Genomic DNA, 21,139 nt, shown 5'->3' on the forward strand with positions numbered 1-21,139 from the left:
CTTGCTTGTTTTAAACTTCGATAAATAGGGTAATTCTTATAGAGACTTATATTTAGGAAGGGTGAAATAATATGGCAACAGAACTCAAAGCCAATCAACGAAATACCACAAAGCGTTCTTATATCACTCAACTAAGGCAAAAAGGAAATGTGCCTGCAGTAGTGTATGGAAGCGGCACAGAACCTCAGTCAGTAGCGGTTACTGAGACCGAGTTTATAAAAGTGTTAAAAGACCAGGGACTGAACGGAGTAATCTCCCTTAATACCGATGGTAAAAAACAGTCCGTTATGGTTCAGGAGATTCAGCGGGACCATTTGAAAAATGAAGTGACACACGTTGACTTCATCGTGGTTGACCTTAAGAAGGAAATCGAATCCGATGTGCCTCTTACGGTTACAGGTGAATCACCGGGAGTAAAAGAAGGCGGCGTTCTTCAGCGTATCCTTCATACGGTAACGGTTAAAGCCAAGCCGAATGACTTCCCGGATCACATCGAAGTCAATGCTGAAAATCTTAACATCGGGGATTCCTTCCTCGTGAAAGATCTTCCAGCCTCATCCGCCTACGAAATTATAGATGATGTGGAAGAAGTGGTTCTTACCGTAACACCTCCGACCGTTGCTGAGACCGAAGATGAAGACGCAGAAGATGCGGAAGAAGCTGAAGCGGATGCAGGCGGAGATGCAGAAGGCAAAGCCGTCGATGAAGAGGACAAAGACAACGGCGGCGAAACAAAGAAATAAGATAGCCTCAAATCTACTCGAACGGTGCAGCTTACAGGCTGCACCGTTTGTTTATGATAACAGGCGTCTTAATTAATGAGTGAGAGAGTTTCGTGTATAATAAAAGTAGCAAAAAGGGCTTTTCTTTCAGAAAGTGAGGATTTCATGGTGAAATGGTTTGTAGGTCTCGGCAACCCGGGCCGAGAATATGAAAAAACCCGCCACAATGTCGGGTTTTGGGTAATTGACGAACTGTCACGGCGTTTCAATATTCCGTTAAACCAATCAAAATTTAGAGGTATTTATGGAACGGGCGTTATAAACGGAGAAAAGGTTTATTTGTTGAAGCCTTTAACATATATGAATTTATCGGGTGAATGCGTTCGTCCCTTTATGGATTATTTTAAACTGTCGGTCGAAGACATGGTTGTGATTTACGACGATCTGGATACTCCGGCAGGGAAACTAAGGTTAAGGGAAAAAGGAAGCGCCGGAGGGCATAACGGAATGAAATCCATCATCGCCCATATTGGTACACAGGAGTATAACAGAGTCAGGTTCGGCATCGGCCGTCCGAAAAACGCCCAGCCTGTTCCCGACTATGTACTGAGCCCTTTTTCGAAGGAAGATGTTCCTTTTGTCGAGAAGACAGTGGAACGTTCTGCTGACGCCTGCGAAGCCTTTCTTTCCATGCCATTTACACGTGTCATGAATAAGTACAACGGCTGAATAGAAACCCCTTGTTCCGTTCATAATGGTAGTAACATATCCTATGCTAGTGAACCGGATAAGGGGGATGGAAAAAAGTGGCTATTCATTATCAGTGCCGCCATTGCGGAAAGCACGTCGGGCGTTTGGATCAAAACGGTCTGACGTCTGAGATGCTTGGTTTTCATGAGCTGTCCGCGGAAGAAAGGCAGACGATGATCGAGTATGACAAGCAAGGTGAAATTCACGTCAAAACCATTTGCGAGGATTGTCATGAAGCGCTCGAAAGAAACCCGGATTATTATGCGCTCCATTCTTTAATTCAATAAGAAAGACGCTTTGGCAGCAAGCCAAGGCCTTTTTCTATTTACAGGGCGTATGAGAATACTTGGCGTGTAAACGGGGAAAAAAGCAAGAAATACGAAGAAGAAGCATATACAACATAGTACTGAGGAATACGGAGAATAGTATTTCGTCAGGGGGGAGGTTTACATGTTAGGATTGAAGCAGCATTATCGCCAGGGCGATGATTTTCAGGCGGTATTGACCGGCCTGAACGAGAATTTGAAGGAACAGCTTGTGGCGGGACTGTCCGGATCAGCAAGAACACTGCTGATTGCCTCTTTGTATGAAGAGACCGGCAAAACTCAATTTGTGATTACCCACAATTTGTACCAGGCTCAAAAGCTGTATGAGGACCTTTGCAGTCTTCTTCCTGAAGAAGAGGTTCTTCTATATCCCGTCAATGACCTTATTTCTTCGGAAATAGCCATTGCGAGTCCGGAATTAAAGGCACAGCGCCTGGAAGTATTGAACTTTTTAACCTCCCGTGACAAGGGCGTGGTGGTTGCCCCGATCGCCGGAGTACGGCGTTTTTTGCCGCCAAAAGAGGTTTGGAAAGCGTCCCAGCTGCATTTTGAAACAGGAATGGACATAGACGTTGAACACGTTTTAAATACATTGGTAGCCATCGGCTATGAGCGGGTAAGCATGGTATCGGCCCCGGGAGAATTCAGCATGCGGGGCGGCATTCTCGATATTTATTCATTAACCGAAAGGATGCCAATCCGGATTGAGCTCTTTGATACAGAGATCGATTCCATCCGCTATTTCGAAGCAGATACACAGCGATCGGATGAAAAAGCAGAAAAAATCATCATCGGGCCAGCACAGGAAATCCTGCTTTATGATGAACAATTTGATGGGGTCGTTAACAAGATGGAAGCGGGCCTCGCATCCACGCTGAAAAAGGTAAAAGACAAGCAGGTGAAAGAATCCCTTGTCGAGCACATGAACTACGAAATGGGACAATTCAAGGAAAGGCAGCGGTTTCAGGGGATGTATAAATATATTTCCCTGTTTTATGATGAGCCGGCCTGTCTGTTGGATTATGTACCGGATGACAGCATCATTGTCATGGATGAAGTGAGCCGTGTGGAGGAAATGTCCAACCAGCTTGAAAAAGAAGAAGCCGAATGGCATACTTCCATGCTGATGCAAGGTGAGATTCTTACAGATATCTACCTGTCTCAAGACCGCGAAATTCTTCAGCATACGCCTTATCAAAAAATCTACCTTTCTCTTTTCCTGCGCCATGTTCCACATACGAATCCGCAAAACATCTTGAATGTGGAAAGTAAAAGCATGCAAAATTTCCATGGACAGCTTAATGTACTGAAGGGTGAGCTGGAACGATGGAAAAAAACGAACTATACGATTGTCTTTCTTGCGGCGAGTGAAGAACGGGCAAAGCGTCTGGAACGGGTGCTTGCGGATTACGATATGGATGCAAGTCTGATTTCAAGCGACAAAGCATTGAAGCCAAAAGTGAACCAAATTCTGATTGGAGACCTCTCCAGCGGCTTCGAATCACCAAAGCAAAAGCTAGCGGTGATTACGGAAGAGGAAGTTTTCACAAAGAAAGCCAGGCGTCCCGTCCGCTCTCAGAAAATGTCCAATGCCGAGCGGATCAAGAGCTATTCCGAGCTTAAGGTCGGAGATTATGTTGTCCACGTGAACCACGGGATCGGAAAATATCTGGGGATTGAAACCCTGGAGATCAAAGGTGTTCACAAAGATTACCTGCATATCCGGTACGCGGGCAACGATAAACTTTACGTGCCGGTTGAGCAAATCGACCAGGTACAGAAATTTGTCGGTTCCGAAGCGAAGGAACCGAAAATTTACGCACTGGGCGGCAGCGATTGGAAGAAGGTTAAGAACAAAGTTAAGTCCTCGGTGCAGGATATTGCCGATGACTTGATCAAGCTTTATGCGGAACGGGAAGCAAGTGTCGGCTATGCCTTCGGAAAAGACGGGGCCGAACAGCAGGAATTTGAGTCCTCATTCCCGTACCAGGAAACAGACGACCAGATCCGGGCCATCAACGAAATCAAAACGGATATGGAACGGACCCGGCCGATGGACCGCCTACTGTGCGGAGACGTGGGCTATGGAAAAACTGAGGTTGCAATCCGTGCTGCATTTAAAGCGGTTATGGACGGCAAACAGGTGGCCTTTTTGGTACCGACGACCATCCTGGCGCAGCAGCACTATGAAACCTTCCGCGAGCGGTTTGCCGAATTCCCAATAACGATCGGATCACTCAGCCGGTTCCGCTCAAAAAAAGAACAAACGGAAGTGACAAAAGGATTGAAGAACGGGACGGTCGATATTGTCATCGGTACACACCGCCTTCTTTCCAAGGATGTCCAATACCATGACCTTGGTCTTCTTATCATTGATGAAGAGCAGCGGTTTGGTGTGACCCACAAGGAAAAAATTAAACGGCTAAAAGCCAATGTTGACGTATTAACGTTAACGGCGACGCCAATCCCGAGAACCCTCCACATGTCGATGCTGGGCGTCAGAGATCTGTCGGTTATTGAAACTCCGCCGGAAAACCGTTTCCCGGTTCAGACGTATGTGGTGGAATATAATGCGTCGCTTGTCAGAGAGGCGATTGAACGTGAGCTTGGGCGCGGAGGACAGGTTTACTTTTTATATAATCGTGTCGATTCCATTGACCGGATGGCCGAGCAGATTTCGTCTCTCATACCGGATGTTAAAGTCGGTGTCGCCCATGGCCAAATGTCGGAAAACGAACTGGAATCCGTTATGCTTGATTTCCTTGAAGGTAACACAGATGTTCTGGTGTCAACGACCATCATTGAAACCGGTGTGGACATTCCAAACGTGAACACATTGATTGTTTATGATGCGGATAAAATGGGACTTTCCCAGCTGTACCAGTTAAGAGGACGTGTCGGCCGTTCCAATCGTGTCGCTTACTCCTATTTCACGTATCAGCGGGATAAAGTGCTGACCGAGGTAGCAGAAAAAAGACTTCAGGCAATTAAGGAATTTACCGAACTCGGTTCCGGATTCAAAATCGCCATGAGGGATTTAACCATCCGCGGAGCAGGTAACCTGCTTGGAGCACAGCAGCACGGATTTATTGATTCTGTCGGATTCGATCTTTATTCCCAAATGCTGCAGGAAGCCATTGAAGAACGAAAAGGCGGTACACCGAAGGCAGCGGCGCCCGTTATTGATATTAATGTGGAAGTGGACGCTTACATTCCTGCTTCCTATATTGAAGACAGCAAGCAAAAGATTGATATGTATAAGCAATTTAAAGCGGCCAGCTCCCTGCAGGATGTAGATGAGCTGCATGACAGCCTGATCGACCGTTTTGGCGATTATCCGGTAGAAGTGGAATGCCTGCTTTTCATTGCACGCATCAAAGAGCTCGCCAAGCGCGAGAAAGCGGAAAGCATCGAACAAAAGGGCGATACGGTAACGATTCTCCTTTCAGAGGAAGCAACAGAAAAAGTAGATGGAGCCAAGCTGTTTGAAATCGTCAATAAAATCGGCCGCTTCATTAACCTGGGTGTGGAAAAAGAAAAGCTCAAGATCGTATTTAACAAAAAACGTATTTCCGACAAGGAACTGCTTCAGGCAATGGAGAAAGTATTGAAAAAATTAAAAAGCGCAAAAAAAGATAAAGCGAAGGCAAGATCATAAACGAGACCCCGGCTAAAAAACTAAAGTGCATTTCATGAATAGAACTCGCAAGGTAACAAATAATAACAGCAGAGAATGGAACAATCTTCAAAAGAAGGTTTCATTTATGCAATACATCCAGTGATTACATCTCATGAAAGCGAGGGCACTATTCAATGAAAGCAACAGGCATTGTACGCCGTATTGATGACCTTGGCCGGGTTGTTATTCCAAAAGAGATTCGCCGCACGCTTCGTATCAGAGAAGGCGATCCTCTTGAGATTTTTGTGGACCGGGATGGGGAAGTTATACTGAAGAAGTATTCGCCGATTAATGAGCTTGGCGATTTTGCGAAAGAATATGCAGAATCCCTGGCTGAAAGCTCCGGACATATCGTTCTTATCGCCGATCGCGACTCTTATATTGCTGTGGCAGGAGGATCCAAGAAAGATTACTTGAACAAAGGAATCGGAAAAGTCGTAGAGGCTTCCATGAACGACCGTAAGTCGGTGCTTGAGGCAAACAGCACGACCGTGGAAATGGTTGATGGAAATACAGAGTCTTCATCTTATGTTATTGCTCCCATCGTAGCCAGCGGCGACCCTATTGGTGTCGTCACCCTTCTCTCCAAAGAAGGCAAAAAAATGACAGAGCTAGAGCAAAAGCTTGCAGAAACAGCAGCCGGCTTTCTTGCCCGGCAAATGGAACATTAAAAGAAGGGTGCCTCGGCTCCTTCTTTTTTTCGTCCCTGTTGGACTCGATCATTTCGGCCTCCTGCAGAAAACAAAAAGCGTTTTATGCAGAAGTCCTCCAATGCCTGTCGTCTCTGAACAGCGGCCTCAGCTTTTCCATGCTATAATACGTTGTACGTTATGTTGTTTTTTGTTAGGAGAAGGTATGGACGATCAATCGAAACGGATATGGCAGGGTGCGGTTGTGCTGGCGCTTGCCATGGTTATTGTAAAAATATTGAGTGTGGTTTATCGCATTCCTTATCAGAATATAACGGGGGATACCGGGTTTTATGTGTTTCAGCAGGTGTACCCTTTTTACGGAATAGCTTCAACCTTTGCATTGGCCGGTTTCCCGGTCGCGCTTTCCCGTATATTGTCTGAATCGGGAGAGATGGCTACCCATCGAAAAAAGAGGGTTCAGGAGGCGTTTACTGCGTTTTTCGCTGCGGGCATCCTTTTGTTTGTTTTGCTTTTCTTCGGTTCGGCTCACATTGCCAGCTGGATGGGTGATGCCCGTTTGCAGCTGCCGATTCAAGCTGCATCCTTTATTTACTTGCTTGTGCCTTTTGTCGCCGTGTTCAGAGGGATTTTTCAGGGAGCGGAACAGATGAAGCCGACTGCCTACTCCCAGGTGGTTGAGCAGTCGATCCGTGTTTTGTGCATTATTGGGTTTTCCTATTACTTCATGTCACAGGGATACAGTGTTTATACAGCAGGTGCGGCTGCGACCTCAGGCTCGGTTGTGGGGGCACTGGCGGGACTGCTCGTCTTATTCCTCTTTTTCAGTAGAGAGCAAAAGGAACGAAGATGGATGCGCCCTCGCTTCATCACGCCAGGAAAAGGCAGTGTTCAACTGCTGTCTGCAGGATTGCTGCTGTCCCTTTGCTCCATGATTCTGCTGCTGTTTCAGCTCGCAGATGCGTTTACCTTTGTCAATTTCCTCAGTAAAAGCGGTATCGCTTTAGAGAGTGCGCGGAAAATCAAAGGGATATTTGACAGAGCACAGCCGCTTCTTCAGCTTGGAACGGTGATCGCAACGTCGCTTTCCCTCGCCGCTGTTCCGGCGGTGGCGGCAGCAAAAAGGCGTGGAGATGCTCCGAGTGTACGCAAAATCTGCGGCCTGTCGATCAAGGTTGTTTTTATTATTGGACTGGCTGCTGCTGCCGGCCTTGCCGTGATTATTGAGCCGGTCAATACGATGCTGTTTGAAAATAAAGAAGGATCTCTGGAAATCGCCGTGCTCGGCCTATCGATTTTGCCGGTTTCCCTGTTCTTGACCTCAACCGGTTTGCTCCAGGGGCTTGGATCGACCATATACCCTGTCATCAGTGTCTTGTTGGCGTTTCTACTTAAAATTGCGGGAAACGCGGTTCTAATGTCATCTTTTCACGAGCTAGGAGCAAGTGCAGCTACCGTTCTTGCTTCCTTTTTAGCAGCAGGCATAAATCTTGTTTTTCTTGAAAAAAGGACCGGGTTTGCCGCAGCGGAAAAGTTTTACGGCATGCGCATTGGAAGTGCAGTCGCCCTTATGGCATTGTCCGCCTGGCTTATCAAATCAGGACTAGCTGCAGCGCTGCCCGAGACCCGTACAGCGAGCGCCGTGATTTCCCTGGGTGCCAGTGCAGGCGGGGGAATCGTGCTGTTGGCCGCATTGCTGCTGGCCAAGGTGTTTAGAGCCGATGACCTTATGCGTATTCCAAAATTACAAAAAATCCGGCATATATTGAGCCGCTGGAAAGAAAGAAGGAGTTAAACGTGTCTCGTACGATTACGATCGTTGGTTTAGGAGCAGGGGATCTTGATCAGCTCACCCTGGGAGTGTACCGTCTGCTGCAGAAGACGGATCATTTGTATGTCCGCACAAAAGATCATCCGGCAGTAGAGGAGCTTCAAAAAGAAGAAATCCACATGACGTTTTTTGATGATATCTATGAAAAGCATGATGGTTTTGAAGCGGTTTACCGGGAGATTACCTCTGTCCTTTTTGAAAAAGCACTTGAAGACGACATCGTCTATGCAGTGCCGGGGCACCCGCTTGTTGCCGAGCAGACCGTTCAAATCCTGCTAAAAGAAGCAGAGGGCAAGGAAATCCAGGTGAAAGTCGCCGGAGGAAAAAGCTTTCTGGATGAAATGTACACGGCTCTGAAAATCGATCCAATCGAAGGGTGCCAAATACTCGATGGAACTAGTTTGAAGAAAGAGCAGATCCAGGTTCGCAACCATCTTATTATTGTTCAGGTGTATGACGGGTTTATTGCGTCCGATGTAAAACTTACGCTGATGGATAAGTACCCAGACGATTTTGAAGTTGTGGTCGTAACGGCTGCGGGAAGTACCAGCGAGTCCGTTCACTATGTTCCGCTGCACGAATTGGACCGTTCGGTGGAACTCAATAATCTGACAGCGGTTTATGTTCCGCCTGTTCGGGATGACATCATGCTGTTCAAGGATTTTGAACATTTGCGGGGCGTTATTGCCACATTGCGTGGGCCCGACGGCTGCCCATGGGATAAAAAGCAGACACATGAATCCCTTAAACGCTATTTAATAGAAGAAGCGTACGAAGTCATTGAAGCCATCGACGAAGAAGACGATGAGCATCTGGTGGAAGAGTTGGGAGATGTGCTGCTTCAGGTGCTGCTGCACGCCCAAATCGGAGAAGATGAGGGCTATTTTTCCATTGATGATGTGATTTCCGTCCTGGCTGAGAAAATGATCCGGCGTCATCCCCATGTTTTTGGGGATGTTGAAGCAGAGACAGAGGATCAAGTGCTGAAAAATTGGGAGGAAATCAAGTCGGCCGAAAAAGGCAACGCCCACCGGACCTCTCTTTTGGATGGCGTGGCCAAAGGACTACCTGCCCTTCATAAAGCCTATGATTATCAAAAAAAGGCAGCGAAAGCGGGCTTTGACTGGGATGAGATTACACCGGTCATAGACAAGCTAAGGGAAGAATTTGACGAATGGAAAACTGCCCAGTCCGATGAGGAACGCAAAAAAGAATTTGGGGACATGCTGTTTACCATGGTCAATCTTGGCCGTTTTTATGGCATTCATCCAGAAGAGGCCCTGTCCTTAACAAATCAAAAATTCTACCAGCGGTTCCGGTACATTGAAACGGAGCTTGCGAAGGAAGGGCTAACCCCTCAGGACACAACGCTGGAAAAGATGGATAAACTCTGGGATCAAGCGAAAGAAAATTTATAAAACCCGGAAGGAATCCCTTTTTTCTTAGAGAATATTGTTCAGAGCAAGCGGAACCCTTAAGTTTTCTGGACTTTATCCGAATCTTTTGAAAGAATGCTAAGGAGGCTATTAAAATGAACAGAAATGAACTGGTTACCAATATTGCTGAAAAATCAGGTTTAACAAAGAAAGACGTTGAAGTGGTTGTAAGTGGACTTGTTGATGAGATTACAGAAGCGCTTAAGAGCGGAGATAAAGTACAATTTGTTGGATTCGGAACGTTCGAAACGAGAGAGCGTTCAAGCCGTACAGGACGCAATCCTCAGACCGGGGAAGAGATCAGCATCCCTGCGTCAACGGTTCCTGCTTTCCGTCCGGGAAATAAACTGAAGGAAGCTGTAAAGTAAATGCGTCTGGATAAATTTCTTAAAGTCTCCCGACTGATTAAACGCAGGACGGTGGCAAAAGAAATTTCTGATCAAGGGCGAATTGCCGTTAACGGCAAACAGGCAAAGTCCTCTTCGGTTCTGAAGGCCGGGGATGAACTCAAGATCCGCTTTGGCCAGAAGCTTGTCACAGTCCGTGTGGATGAGCTGAAAGAGTTCACGAAAAAAGAGGATGCTGCCGGGATGTATACCATCATCAATGAAGAATCACTTCAATCAACGGAAGAAGGGCCTAAATTTTAGGCTCTTCTTTTTTATTGGGCAGGTTTTTGATTCATAAAATGTGGTCTGTTCTAAAGTTGTCCCCCTTTTCATAAACATATAGCGAAAGAGGGGGATTAAAATGGACCAACACTATGATTATGGCTCATTAAATAAAAACACGAACCCGGATCATGATGTGAAGATGGTAGGACGGAAAAAGCTGGAGATCACCGGTGTGAAACAGGTGGAGAGCTTTGATAACGAAGAATTTCTTCTCGAGACAACAATGGGGTTTCTGGCTATTCGGGGTACAAACTTGAAAATGAAAAACCTGGATGTGGAGTCCGGCATGGTGTCCATTGAAGGAAAAGTGTTCGATCTGGTTTACCTGGACCAGCAGAGCGGAGAAAAAACTAAAGGATTCTTTGGCAAGCTCTTCAAATGACTCTTTCTGTACAGTTTCAAACCATGCTGGCCATGGCAGCCGCGGGAATTTGGATCGGAATGGCCATTGATACCTATGGCCGCTTCGTCCATGAACGCAGGAAATGGTACTGGCTGCATTTCATCAATGACACCATCTTTTGGCTGCTGCAGGCCCTGATCGTTTTTTATGTGCTGCTTCATGTAAACCATGCCAATCTCCGTTTGTATATTTTTATTGCCCTTCTGTGCGGTTTTAGTATGTACAAGGCCCTTTTTCAGACAAGCTACAAAAAGGCACTGGAAGTGCTGATCACGTTAATAAGCAATTTGTATCGTTTTATTGTGCGGCTGCTCTTTGCTCTTATCGTTCATCCCGTAAAATGGGTCATCTCGATCATTTTTGCGCTGGTTCTATTGGCTGTACGGTGGGTCTGGGCCCTCGTCCGGGTTGTTCTTAAAATCATTTTTTTACCGGTAAAATGGTTATTTAGCCTGATTTTACGTTTCATTCCCAAGCAAACATGGTATAATTTAAAAGGTAAATGGCTAAAAAAAGCAGGGATTCTTATTTCTCTGAAGAATACAGTCAAAAATTGGTTCCGCAAGAAGGAGAAATAGGAGGTTGTACATGGTCCAGTTTAGTAAAGAGAACATCACTGAATTAAATACGGGCTACGTGAAGGAACATCATCTCCAGCAAAAGATTGACGCAAAGAGGAAACGTGGTTTATACCGCAGGCTGGCGGCTTTCCTGGTCATTTTTTCAGTTCTTGCGTTTGCCATGCTTTCAACCATCACATCACAAATGTCTACCCTTTCCGAGAAAGGGAAGCAGGAAAAGCAGATGAAGTCCAAGTTAGCGCAAACTAAGGAAAAGAAGGCACAACTGAAAGAGGAAGCGCATAAACTAAAAGACGTTGATTATATCGGGGAAATCGCGCGGCGTGATTTATTCATGTCCAAGAAGGGGGAGATCGTGTTTAAAACACACGGATCTTCGTCGGATTGACATCCCGAATTTTACACATGTATAATGTATAATAAAGTAAACTTATGAATACCTAAGGAGGAGCATTTTCTTCATGTCAATTGAAGTAGGCAGCAAGTTGCAAGGTAAGGTTACAGGGATTACTCATTTTGGAGCTTTTGTCGAGCTGCCAGGAGGAACTACCGGACTTGTGCACATTAGTGAAGTTGCAGACAATTATGTTAAAGACATCAATGACCACTTAAAAGTCGGAGATGAAGTCGAAGTTAAAGTCATGAATATCGAAAAAGATGGCAAAATCGGCTTATCCATTAAAAAAGCAAAGGATAACCCGGCACCGACGAGAAGCAACTACGGAGCGAACAAAGGAAACTATGGCGCACCGAAAAGCGGTGGGTTTGGACCGTCAAAAGGCGGATTCAATAAACAGCGCAAAGGTTCACCTCGCGGCAATGGTGGTTTTAACACGGCTGTAACATTTGAAGATAAAATGAGTAAATTCTTAAAAGACAGTGAAGACCGTCTGGCAACATTAAAACGCCAAACTGAGTCAAAACGCGGCGGACGCGGAGCGCGCCGAGGATAGCAAGCTGCTGATTTGAATGCTCAAGCTTCACGACCTTATATTATATATCCAAGGCTTCTCTTGAAAAAGAGAGGCCTTTTCTTTTTGCGCTAACCTTTGTAGCATTGTGAGTTGTTGATTTCCGTTTCAGGATGCTCGCTTTTACCCGCATCTCTCGCACCTTGCATTACAGTCAACGGGTCAACGATGATTTTAAAGCCTCACCATTAGAGAACCTTTTAAAAACCTTGAAGAAATCCTGTGCCAAAAACTGTGCCGTTTCAACTTTTTATTTAATTCTTTTTTAAAAGCGTTGACAAGGGGGGCTCCTTCTTGTAATATACTACTTGTGTCTTTAACATGGCGGTGTAGCTCAGCTGGCTAGAGCGTACGGTTCATACCCGTGAGGTCGGGGGTTCGATCCCCTCCGCCGCTACCATTTTTTCTACCAAAAAGCACAAGCTGGCCCGTTGGTCAAGCGGTTAAGACACCGCCCTTTCACGGCGGTAACACGGGTTCGAATCCCGTACGGGTCACCAAGTTTTTTTATGTAATAAAAATACCAAATTCTTTTTCAAAGAAAAAGAACTAATACATAGAATGATACACCCTGCATTTTGAGAAGAAGCACTTCTCTGAAAATGCAGGGTTTTTTGTATTTGTAGAAAGCAAATATGGTTTTTTGTATTTGTTCAATGCAAATACATGATTTTTGTATTTGTTCGTCGAGAAGTTTTTGGGGGATGCTCTAACCGTTTGACAAAAAATGTGAATACCCTGTGGTTATAATGGGACACACAAAACTAAACGGGTGGTGTGGAGGATGTATCAAAAGGCGGACAGGAATGTAATGGAACCCATGCGGGCGATGGTTTGGCTGGAGAAAACACAAAGTGTGTCAAACGGTATTAGCAAGCGCTTCATGAGCAAGCTGGAAGGCGTACTGTTGAATTGGAGACTGTTGTTGTTTGCGATCGGCTTCTTACTTGGACGAGCCATGATATTATCAGAAATCACTCCTTTTGCTCTGCCATTGATCGCTTCTGTATTTGTTTTGCGCAAGGAGCGAACTGGATTTGCTATATTGGCGCTCGTAGCCGGCGCATTGTCTCATGTCCCCATGAATGCATTTTACATATTGGCGGGTGTTGTGGTGTATGCAGTCTATCAGAAAACGGCCGACATGTTTACAAAGAACCGCATGAGATGGGCGCCCGCTGTTGTATTCCTGAGCAGTTTTACGGCCAGGATCGGAACCGTCTTCTTTACTTCTGGGCCTCCCCAGATCAGTGAATATATGATGGGTGCAGTAGAGGCGGGTCTTTCCCTTGTGCTGACCTTGATCTTTTTACAAAGCATTCCTTTATTGAATTTAAAAAGGATCCCTCAATCCTTAAAGAACGAGGAAATTATCTGTTTTATGATTTTGCTGGCTTCTGTCATGACCGGGACCATCGGGTGGGAAATCCATCATTATTCTGTGGAACATATTGTTTCTAGATATTTGGTACTGATGTTCGCGTTTGTGGGCGGAGCTGCCATTGGTTCAACTGTTGGTGTGGTAACAGGCTTGATTCTAAGTCTGGCAAATGTAGGCAGCCTCTATCAGATGAGCCTCCTGGCCTTTTCAGGATTGCTGGGCGGTTTGCTGAAGGAAGGAAAGCGGTTCGGTGTGGGCATCGGGCTGTTAATCGGAACGCTGCTGATCGGCCTCTATGGGGAAGGGAATGTTGCCATAGCCAAAACGCTGATTGAATCTGCGATTGCAATTGGGCTCTTTTTGCTGACGCCCCATGCGGTAATACACAGCATTGCCCGCTATGTTCCGGGTACAAGGGAGCATTCCAATGAACAGCAGCAATATGTAAAAAAAATCAGGGATGTCACAGCTAACCGGGTGGAGCAGTTCTCGAGCATGTTTCAGGCTCTTTCCCACTCCTTTGCTTCGTACAATGAAAGTGCCTTTGATGAATATCAAGATCATGAGGTGGATTTGTTTTTAAGCAATGTGACCGAAAAAACCTGCCAGACGTGTTTTAAAAAAGAACAGTGCTGGGCTGTGAATTTTACTAAAACCTATGAAATGATGACCCAGATTATGACTGAGCAGGAACAATATCAGGAAATTAAAGACCGAAGGCTGAAGCTGGATTGGGAGAAGCACTGTGTAAAACCGCAAAAAATTACAGAAGCCATCTCCAAAGAGCTTTCACAATACCAGGCAAGCCAGAAGCTGAAGCAGCAGGTTCAGGAAAGCCGGAAGCTGGTGGCCAACCAGTTGCTCGGCGTGTCACAGGTAATGGGGGACTTCGCCAAGGAAATCCAGCGGGAACATATCAATCACCAGGTGCAGGAAGAGCAGATCAAAGAGGCGATTCAGAGTGCGGGAATTGAGCTGGGACATATTGATGTCTACAGTCTGGAAGCTTCGAATGTAGATATTGAGATGAGTCTCCCCAGTTGCAACGGCAGCGGAGAGTGCGAAAAAATAATTGCTCCTCTTCTGTCTGATATTTTGCAGGAAACCATTGTGGTGAAAAAAGAGGATTGTAATTTTTATCCGAATGGCTACTGCCATGTGGCGTTTGGTTCGGCGCGCGAATTTGTCATCGAAACCGGTATTGCGTCTGCGGCAAAGGGAGGAGCATGGCTTTCAGGAGACAGCCATTCAACCATGGAGCTAGGCGGCGGAAAATATGCGGTGGCGATCTCTGATGGAATGGGCAATGGCGAACGGGCTTTCAGGGAAAGTAATGAGACACTGGAGCTTCTGCAAAAGATTCTCAAATCGGGTATTGATGAGGAGGTGGCAATTAAGTCAGTTAATTCGGTGCTTTCACTCCGTACAACCGATGAGATTTTTTCAACACTGGATCTCGCCATGATCGATCTGCAGGATGCCTCGCTGAAATTTTTAAAGATCGGCTCTTCGCCAAGCTTTGTGAAACGGGGAGACCAGGTGAGGATCATCGAGGCAAGCAACCTTCCGATCGGCATTATTGAGGAGTTTGATGTGGATGTTGTGAGCGATCAGTTAAAAGCCGGGGATCTGCTCATCATGATGAGTGACGGCATTTATGAAGGTCCGAAGCATGTTGAAAACATCAACGCTTGGATGAAGCGTAAAATCAAGGAGATTGGCACCGATGATCCCCAGGTGGTTGCAGACCTGCTGATGGAGGAAGTCATACGCACCGGGTCCAACACCATAGAAGACGATATGACCGTTGTCGTCACCAAAATCAACCGGAACATTCCGAAATGGGCCTCCATCCCCCATTTCCCGAAAATCAACATCAAACGGCCAAAAGCGCAATAAATTTCAAAGATCAAAAGTATATTTCCTCTGATCAATGACAAGGATGATAACAGCATTCGATGAGAGGAGTTTTTTAAATGGAAATGAAAAAAGGTACCCTGCGTCAAGTGTTGCTGATTACCGATGGCTGCTCCAATCACGGAGAGGACCCCATCGCCATGGCGGCGCTCGCGCGTGAGCATGGCATTACGATAAATGTAATTGGAATCTTGGAAGAAAACAGCCCTGAATACCATCAGAAAGGGCTTCGGGAAGTAGAGGAGATTGCTTTGTCCGGAGGCGGCGTCAGCCAAATTGTGTATACGACCCAGCTGTCGCAGACCGTGCAGATGGTAACCAAAAAGGGAATGACTCAGACCATTCACGGTGTCATCAACAGTGAGCTTCAGCAGATACTGGGCAAAGAATCGACCATCGAAGACCTGCCTCCTGAAAAGCGGGGAGAGGTAATGGAAGTGGTGGATGATCTTGGTGAAACCATGGACCTGGAGCTGATTATTCTCGTGGATGCATCAGGCAGCATGGAAAAGAAGCTTGCCACGGTTCAGGAATCACTTATTGATCTTTCCATCTCGCTGAACTCGAGGATCGGCTACAATCAATTTGCGCTGTTTGCGTTCCCGGGTAAAAGAGACGAAACCGAGCTTTTGATAGATTGGACGCCCAAGCTGAATTCACTGACCCAGGCCTTCACCAAAATTTCGTCAGGCGGCATTACACCGACTGGTCCGGCCATTAAGGCTGCGATCAATGAATTTACGAACAGACGTTCAAAAAGGAGATTGATCACAGGTGATGAAGAAGAATACTCCGAAGGGTCAGGTTTCTAAACTTAATTCCGGAGACATTATTTCCGGGAAATGGCACCGCAACGAGTATTCCATCATCAGAGAACTTGGTTCGGGCGCCACAGGCACAGTGTATCTTGCTTCAGGTAAGGGCGGAAAAGTAGCGGTCAAAACCGGCCATGACAGCATGGCAATCATCTCAGAAGTGAACGTGTTAAAGCATTTTTCGAGGGTCCAGGGCAAAATCCTTGGGCCTTCTTTAATCGATGTGGATGATTATGTGATGAACGGCAGGCAGGTTCCCTTTTATGTTATGGAATACCTTAAGGGAGACTCTCTCTTTCAATTTATGAAAAACCACAGTGAAGAATGGGCGGGAATTCTCCTCGTGCAGCTTCTGACTGATTTGAGTATGCTTCACCGCGCGGGATGGGTGTTTGGTGACCTTAAACCGGATAATCTTTTGGTGGTTGGCCCACCGTCACGCATTCGTTGGATCGACGTTGGGGGAACCACGCAGATCGGACGGTCGATCAAAGAGTATACAGAGTTTTTCGACAGAGGCTATTGGGGCCTGGGCACACGTAAGGCAGAACCTTCCTATGATTTATTTTCCGCCTGTATGATCATGGTCAACCTGGCTTTTCCAAGCCGCTTTGAAAAAAAGAAAGACGGGCGGCAGCAGCTGAAGGAAGTTATTCGCAGCAACCCTCTTCTTGCAAACTATCAATCCATCTTATTCAAAGGGCTGTACGGTAAATATCAAAGTGCTGAAGAGATGCGAAATGATCTGGTTTCTTCCCTGAATAATAAGGGAAGAAGCAAAGTGTCAGCTCCCTCCCAGACGTCGTCTGGCGCAAGCCGGCGGTCGGCTCATAAAAAAATAAAAAAGAAGAAAAAAAGAGCGATGATGTTTGAAACCGTTCTTTTGGGCTCATTTCTGTTTATTGTTTATCTGTTTTATCTCATCAGCCAATCCATGTAACGCAAATGGCAAATCCTTTAAGCCACGGTCTCCTTTTGTTATACTTACGGAAGGTTTAAAGTAAAAAAATGGGCGAAGCATATCAGGATGCGCCGGATAAGGAGAGAAAGGAAATGCTTCAGGCCGTCGATCAATTTATTAAAAAACATCAGCTCATCAAGCAGGGGCAGACGATAGCTGTCGGCGTTTCCGGCGGACCGGATTCTATGGCACTGCTTCATTATTTATGGAACAGGGGAAAGGGGGAGAGCCTGAAGATCGTTGCTGTGCATGTGGATCATATGCTGAGAGGCGATGAATCCTACGAAGACCTTCTGTACGTCCAGACGTATTGCGAAAAGAACGGCATTCCGTTCGAAAGCACCCGGGTGGATGTAGCAGCCTTTAAAAAGGAGAATGGTCTGACCAGTACGCAATCAGCCGCAAGAGAATGCAGGTATGCCTTCTATGCGGAAGTCGTTTCGCGCTTTGGTGCAGATTCGGTTGCACTTGCTCACCATGGCGATGACCAGACGGAAACCGTTCTCATGCGGATGACACGAGGAAGTTCAGGAACCGCCCTTGGCGGAATGCGGGCCAGCCGGCCATTTGGAGACTCGCGCATTATTCGGCCGTTTCTAGGAATAACAAAGGCCGAAATAGAGCATTATTGTAGAGTACATAAGATTTTCCCAAGAAGGGATCCGAGCAACGAAACGGACGATTATGTCAGAAATCGATTCAGGCACCATGTTCTTCCCTTTTTTAAAAAAGAAAATCCAAATGTTCATCTTCGTTTTCAGCAAATAAGTGAAACTTTTTATGAGGATGAAACGTATTTAACCGAGCAGGCCGAAAAAGGCCTGGAAGCGGTTATTTCAGAGAAAGATGCTTCCTTGGTCGAGGTCTCTGTAAGCAAATTTCTGGGCATGCCAATTCCTTTACAAAAAAGGGCGATTACACTAATATTAAACTATCTATATAAGCAAACACCTTCATCTCTTTCCTCCATACATAAGGAAAGCTTTTTAACTTTACTCAGGAGTGACCATCCTTCCGGCCGACTTCATTTTCCGCAGGATTTACACGTCATCCGTTCCTATGACCGTTGCAGGCTCGTTTTTAGCCCGTCCGAAAGACAAGCAGGCTATCAGTTGGAATTGAAGATCCCGGGAAAGCTGGAGTTTCCTGTTGGAGTGATTACCGCTGGGTATAAAGAAGAGTATCCGAATGAGAAAAGGGGAAAAGATGTTTTTGTATGTGATGTAAAAAGTGTAAGTCTGCCAATCATTGCGAGAACGCGCAAACCCGGTGACCGTATGGCACTGCCGGGAGAGGGTGGGACTCGGAAGGTAAAAGATATTTTTATTGACCAGAAGCTTGAAAGGGAGAAACGCGATGTGTGGCCCATCCTGCAAGACGGGGAGGGGAACATTATCTGGATTCCGGGTATAAAGCATGGCGAAGTTCGACCATCAGGCGATCCCAAGCAATGGTTAGTCTTACAGTTTCAAAATTTCTGCCAGGACGTCTAGGAGGCCAAAGCAGCATGCATGATGAAATTAAGGAAGTATTAATTTCCGAGGAAGCGCTTCAGGAAAAGATTAAGGATCTCGGAAAGCAGTTATCAGAGGATTATCAGGATCGGTTTCCGCTTGTAGTTGGAGTGTTAAAGGGTGCCCTGCCTTTTATGGCCGATCTGATCAAACGGATGGATATTCATCTTGAAATTGATCTCATGGCAGTATCCAGCTATGGGGCATCAACCGTTTCTTCAGGTGAGGTCAAAATTATTAAGGACCTTGATACATCCCTTGAAGGACGCGATGTCATCATTGTCGAAGATATTATAGACAGCGGTCTTACGCTGAGCTATCTTGTCCAGCTCTTTAAACACCGCAATGCCAATTCGGTGAAGATTGTGACCTTGCTGGATAAGCCGACGGGCAGAAAAGTGGACATTAAGCCGGATCTGACCGGATTTATCGTACCTGATGCCTTTGTAGTCGGTTACGGGCTGGATTACATCGAGCGCTACCGCAACCTGCCATATATCGGGGTATTAAAACCTGAAGTATATGAAAAGTAATTCTGTGTATTATTTAACATGCATTAATAAATGTAATGGATCGTCTCATTGTCGTTGAGGAGGTAAGGAATGAATCGGATCTTCCGGAACACCATATTCTATTTGTTGATCTTTTTAGTTGTAGTTGGTGTCGTCAGCTTTTTTAACGGAACCAACAATGAAGTAAAGAAAATTCGTTATGACCAGTTAACGCAGTACATTCAGGATGGACGTGTGGAAAGCATTGAATACCAGCCTGAAGGCGGCGTTTTCGTCGTCAGAGGTAAGCTGGACAACTACAAGCAGGGAGAGGTTTTTGAAACCTATACCCCGGATTCAGATGAATCCATGAAGCAGCTTACTGCGCTTACGAACAAAGCGAAAATTGATTTCAAACCAGAAGAACAAACAAGCGGGTGGGTAACATTCTTCACATCCATTATCCCGTTTGTCATCATCTTCATCCTGTTTTTCTTCCTGCTCAACCAGGCTCAGGGCGGCGGCAGCCGTGTAATGAACTTCGGTAAAAGCAAAGCGAAACTGTACAATGAAGAAAAGAAAAAGGTAACGTTCAAAGACGTTGCCGGAGCGGATGAGGAGAAACAGGAACTTGTTGAGGTAGTTGAGTTCCTGAAAGATCCGCGCAAATTCGCCGCTCTTGGCGCACGTATTCCTAAAGGGGTTCTCCTTGTGGGACCTCCGGGAACAGGTAAAACATTGCTTGCCCGTGCAGTTGCAGGGGAAGCGGGCGTTCCTTTCTTCTCCATTTCAGGTTCTGATTTTGTTGAAATGTTTGTCGGGGTCGGTGCATCCCGTGTACGTGACTTGTTTGAAAACGCCAAAAAGAATGCCCCTTGTATCATCTTCATTGATGAGATCGATGCAGTAGGACGCCAGCGTGGTGCTGGACTTGGCGGCGGACATGATGAACGTGAACAAACGCTTAACCAGTTGCTTGTTGAGATGGATGGATTCGGTGCCAATGAAGGTATCATTATCATCGCCGCAACCAACCGTCCGGATATTCTGGACCCTGCCCTTCTTCGTCCGGGACGTTTTGACCGTCAGATTACGGTTAACCGCCCAGATGTAAAAGGACGCGAAGAGGTGCTTGGTGTACATGCCCGAAACAAGCCTCTAAGTGAAGAAGTGAACCTGAAAACCATCGCGATGCGCACACCTGGTTTTTCCGGTGCGGATCTCGAGAACCTGCTGAATGAAGCGGCACTTGTCGCGGCAAGGCAGAATAAAAAGAAAATCAATATGGACGATGTGGATGAGGCGATTGATCGCGTTATCGCAGGCCCTGCAAAGAAAAGCCGTGTTATTTCTCAAAAAGAAAAGAATATTGTGGCCTACCACGAAGCGGGACATACCGTTATCGGCCTTGTGCTTGAAGGCGCAGACACCGTTCATAAAGTAACTGTAGTTCCTCGCGGCCAGGCTGGCGGATACACCGTTATGCTTCCGAAAGAGGACCGCTACTTTATGACAAAACCCGAGCTGCTTGATAAGATTGTTGGTCTCCTTGGCGGACGTGTAGCAGAGGAAATCACATTTAATGAAGTCAGCACTGGTGCACATAACGACTTCCAGCGTGCGACAGGCATTGCCCGCCGCATGGTAACCGAATTCGGTATGAGTGACCGATTGGGGCCAATGCAGTTTGGTTCCACCTCCGGCGGACAGGTATTCCTTGGCCGCGACTTTAACAACGAGCAAAACTACAGTGATGCGATCGCCCATGAGATTGATATGGAAATCCAGAACATTATCAAGGATTCTTATGAGCGTTGTAAGCAAATTCTTACAGAGCATAACGAAAAGCTCGAAATCATTGCTCAAACGCTACTCAACGTAGAAACACTTGACGAGGAGCAAATCAAGGAGCTTGTGAAAACCGGTAGGCTACCTGAGCGAAAAGTGATCTCTTCTCCAGAAAATGATGTGAAAGTTACCATCCACAAGAAGGATGAAGAAGAACACAAAGAAGATTAAAATCACAAAAAGGATGTC

Annotated in this window: 19 protein-coding genes and 2 tRNA genes; all 21 read left to right on the forward strand. The window is 46.1% G+C overall.

The genetic code is table 11. The features are described from left to right. The first annotated feature begins 71 nt into the window (after positions 1–71). The 21 genes from QNH15_RS00285 (at position 72) to ftsH (ending at position 21,121) form a co-directional block, all read left to right on the forward strand. Positions 72–743 carry a 50S ribosomal protein L25/general stress protein Ctc gene (locus QNH15_RS00285; protein WP_283891804.1) on the forward strand — a complete coding sequence of 224 codons (672 nt, stop codon included), beginning with the start codon at positions 72–74 and terminating at the stop codon, positions 741–743. Positions 744–890: 147 nt separating this feature from the next. Beyond that, on the forward strand, positions 891–1,451 hold the full coding sequence (pth, locus tag QNH15_RS00290) for an aminoacyl-tRNA hydrolase (protein ID WP_283895378.1): 561 nt from the start codon (positions 891–893) through the stop codon (positions 1,449–1,451). A gap of 77 nt (positions 1,452–1,528) precedes the next feature. Next, entirely contained in the window at positions 1,529–1,759 is a 231-nt protein-coding gene (fin, locus tag QNH15_RS00295) for an anti-sigma-F factor Fin (protein ID WP_283891806.1), read from the forward strand. Between the two features lie 163 nt (positions 1,760–1,922). Next, the gene (gene mfd / locus QNH15_RS00300; protein ID WP_283891808.1) at positions 1,923–5,456 is read left to right on the forward strand and encodes a transcription-repair coupling factor; all 3,534 of its coding nucleotides are present in this window, start codon (positions 1,923–1,925) and stop codon (positions 5,454–5,456) included. A gap of 155 nt (positions 5,457–5,611) precedes the next feature. Then, positions 5,612–6,148 carry a stage V sporulation protein T gene (gene spoVT, locus QNH15_RS00305; RefSeq protein ID WP_283891810.1) on the forward strand — a complete coding sequence of 179 codons (537 nt, stop codon included), beginning with the start codon at positions 5,612–5,614 and terminating at the stop codon, positions 6,146–6,148. 184 nt (positions 6,149–6,332) lie between these two features. Next, entirely contained in the window at positions 6,333–7,922 is a 1,590-nt protein-coding gene (locus QNH15_RS00310; RefSeq protein ID WP_283891812.1) for a putative polysaccharide biosynthesis protein, read from the forward strand. A 2-nt stretch (positions 7,923–7,924) separates the two neighbouring features. Next, the gene (gene yabN, locus QNH15_RS00315; RefSeq protein WP_283891814.1) at positions 7,925–9,376 is read left to right on the forward strand and encodes a bifunctional methyltransferase/pyrophosphohydrolase YabN; all 1,452 of its coding nucleotides are present in this window, start codon (positions 7,925–7,927) and stop codon (positions 9,374–9,376) included. Positions 9,377–9,489: 113 nt separating this feature from the next. Then, positions 9,490–9,762, forward strand: coding sequence for an HU family DNA-binding protein (locus QNH15_RS00320; RefSeq protein WP_061975945.1), 273 nt, complete (start codon positions 9,490–9,492; stop codon positions 9,760–9,762). Continuing rightward, positions 9,763–10,044 carry an RNA-binding S4 domain-containing protein gene (locus tag QNH15_RS00325; protein ID WP_061975943.1) on the forward strand — a complete coding sequence of 94 codons (282 nt, stop codon included), beginning with the start codon at positions 9,763–9,765 and terminating at the stop codon, positions 10,042–10,044. 100 nt (positions 10,045–10,144) lie between these two features. Then, positions 10,145–10,450, forward strand: coding sequence for a sporulation protein YabP (gene yabP, locus QNH15_RS00330; RefSeq protein WP_061975941.1), 306 nt, complete (start codon positions 10,145–10,147; stop codon positions 10,448–10,450). Then, complete coding sequence (yabQ, locus tag QNH15_RS00335) at positions 10,447–11,049, forward strand: spore cortex biosynthesis protein YabQ (protein WP_283891818.1); 603 nt, start codon at positions 10,447–10,449, stop codon at positions 11,047–11,049. The genes yabP and yabQ overlap by 4 nt, the downstream gene beginning before the upstream one ends. Before the next feature lie 10 nt (positions 11,050–11,059). Further along, on the forward strand, positions 11,060–11,440 hold the full coding sequence (locus QNH15_RS00340; protein ID WP_283891820.1) for an FtsB family cell division protein: 381 nt from the start codon (positions 11,060–11,062) through the stop codon (positions 11,438–11,440). A gap of 73 nt (positions 11,441–11,513) precedes the next feature. Beyond that, entirely contained in the window at positions 11,514–12,005 is a 492-nt protein-coding gene (locus QNH15_RS00345) for a S1 domain-containing RNA-binding protein (protein ID WP_061975935.1), read from the forward strand. A gap of 341 nt (positions 12,006–12,346) precedes the next feature. Continuing rightward, positions 12,347–12,423, forward strand: a tRNA-Met gene (locus QNH15_RS00350). A 25-nt stretch (positions 12,424–12,448) separates the two neighbouring features. After that, positions 12,449–12,523, forward strand: a tRNA-Glu gene (locus QNH15_RS00355). A gap of 284 nt (positions 12,524–12,807) precedes the next feature. Beyond that, positions 12,808–15,303 carry a stage II sporulation protein E gene (spoIIE, locus tag QNH15_RS00360; RefSeq protein ID WP_283891821.1) on the forward strand — a complete coding sequence of 832 codons (2,496 nt, stop codon included), beginning with the start codon at positions 12,808–12,810 and terminating at the stop codon, positions 15,301–15,303. Positions 15,304–15,386: 83 nt separating this feature from the next. Then, positions 15,387–16,133, forward strand: coding sequence for a vWA domain-containing protein (locus tag QNH15_RS00365; protein WP_283895380.1), 747 nt, complete (start codon positions 15,387–15,389; stop codon positions 16,131–16,133). Then, complete coding sequence (locus QNH15_RS00370) at positions 16,099–17,076, forward strand: serine/threonine protein kinase (protein ID WP_283895382.1); 978 nt, start codon at positions 16,099–16,101, stop codon at positions 17,074–17,076. The genes QNH15_RS00365 and QNH15_RS00370 overlap by 35 nt, the downstream gene beginning before the upstream one ends. 113 nt (positions 17,077–17,189) lie before the next feature. Further along, a complete protein-coding gene (tilS, locus tag QNH15_RS00375; protein ID WP_283891823.1) occupies positions 17,190–18,590 on the forward strand; it encodes a tRNA lysidine(34) synthetase TilS in 1,401 nt (466 codons plus the stop codon). Positions 18,591–18,604: 14 nt separating this feature from the next. Beyond that, positions 18,605–19,144 carry a hypoxanthine phosphoribosyltransferase gene (hpt, locus tag QNH15_RS00380; protein WP_061975927.1) on the forward strand — a complete coding sequence of 180 codons (540 nt, stop codon included), beginning with the start codon at positions 18,605–18,607 and terminating at the stop codon, positions 19,142–19,144. Positions 19,145–19,213: 69 nt separating this feature from the next. Further along, the gene (ftsH, locus tag QNH15_RS00385; RefSeq protein ID WP_283891825.1) at positions 19,214–21,121 is read left to right on the forward strand and encodes an ATP-dependent zinc metalloprotease FtsH; all 1,908 of its coding nucleotides are present in this window, start codon (positions 19,214–19,216) and stop codon (positions 21,119–21,121) included. The last annotated feature ends 18 nt before the right edge of the window (positions 21,122–21,139 follow it).

Origin of the sequence: Fictibacillus enclensis (genome assembly GCF_030123385.1) — a bacterium.
Lineage (GTDB): Bacteria > Bacillota > Bacilli > Bacillales > Fictibacillaceae > Fictibacillus_C > Fictibacillus_C enclensis.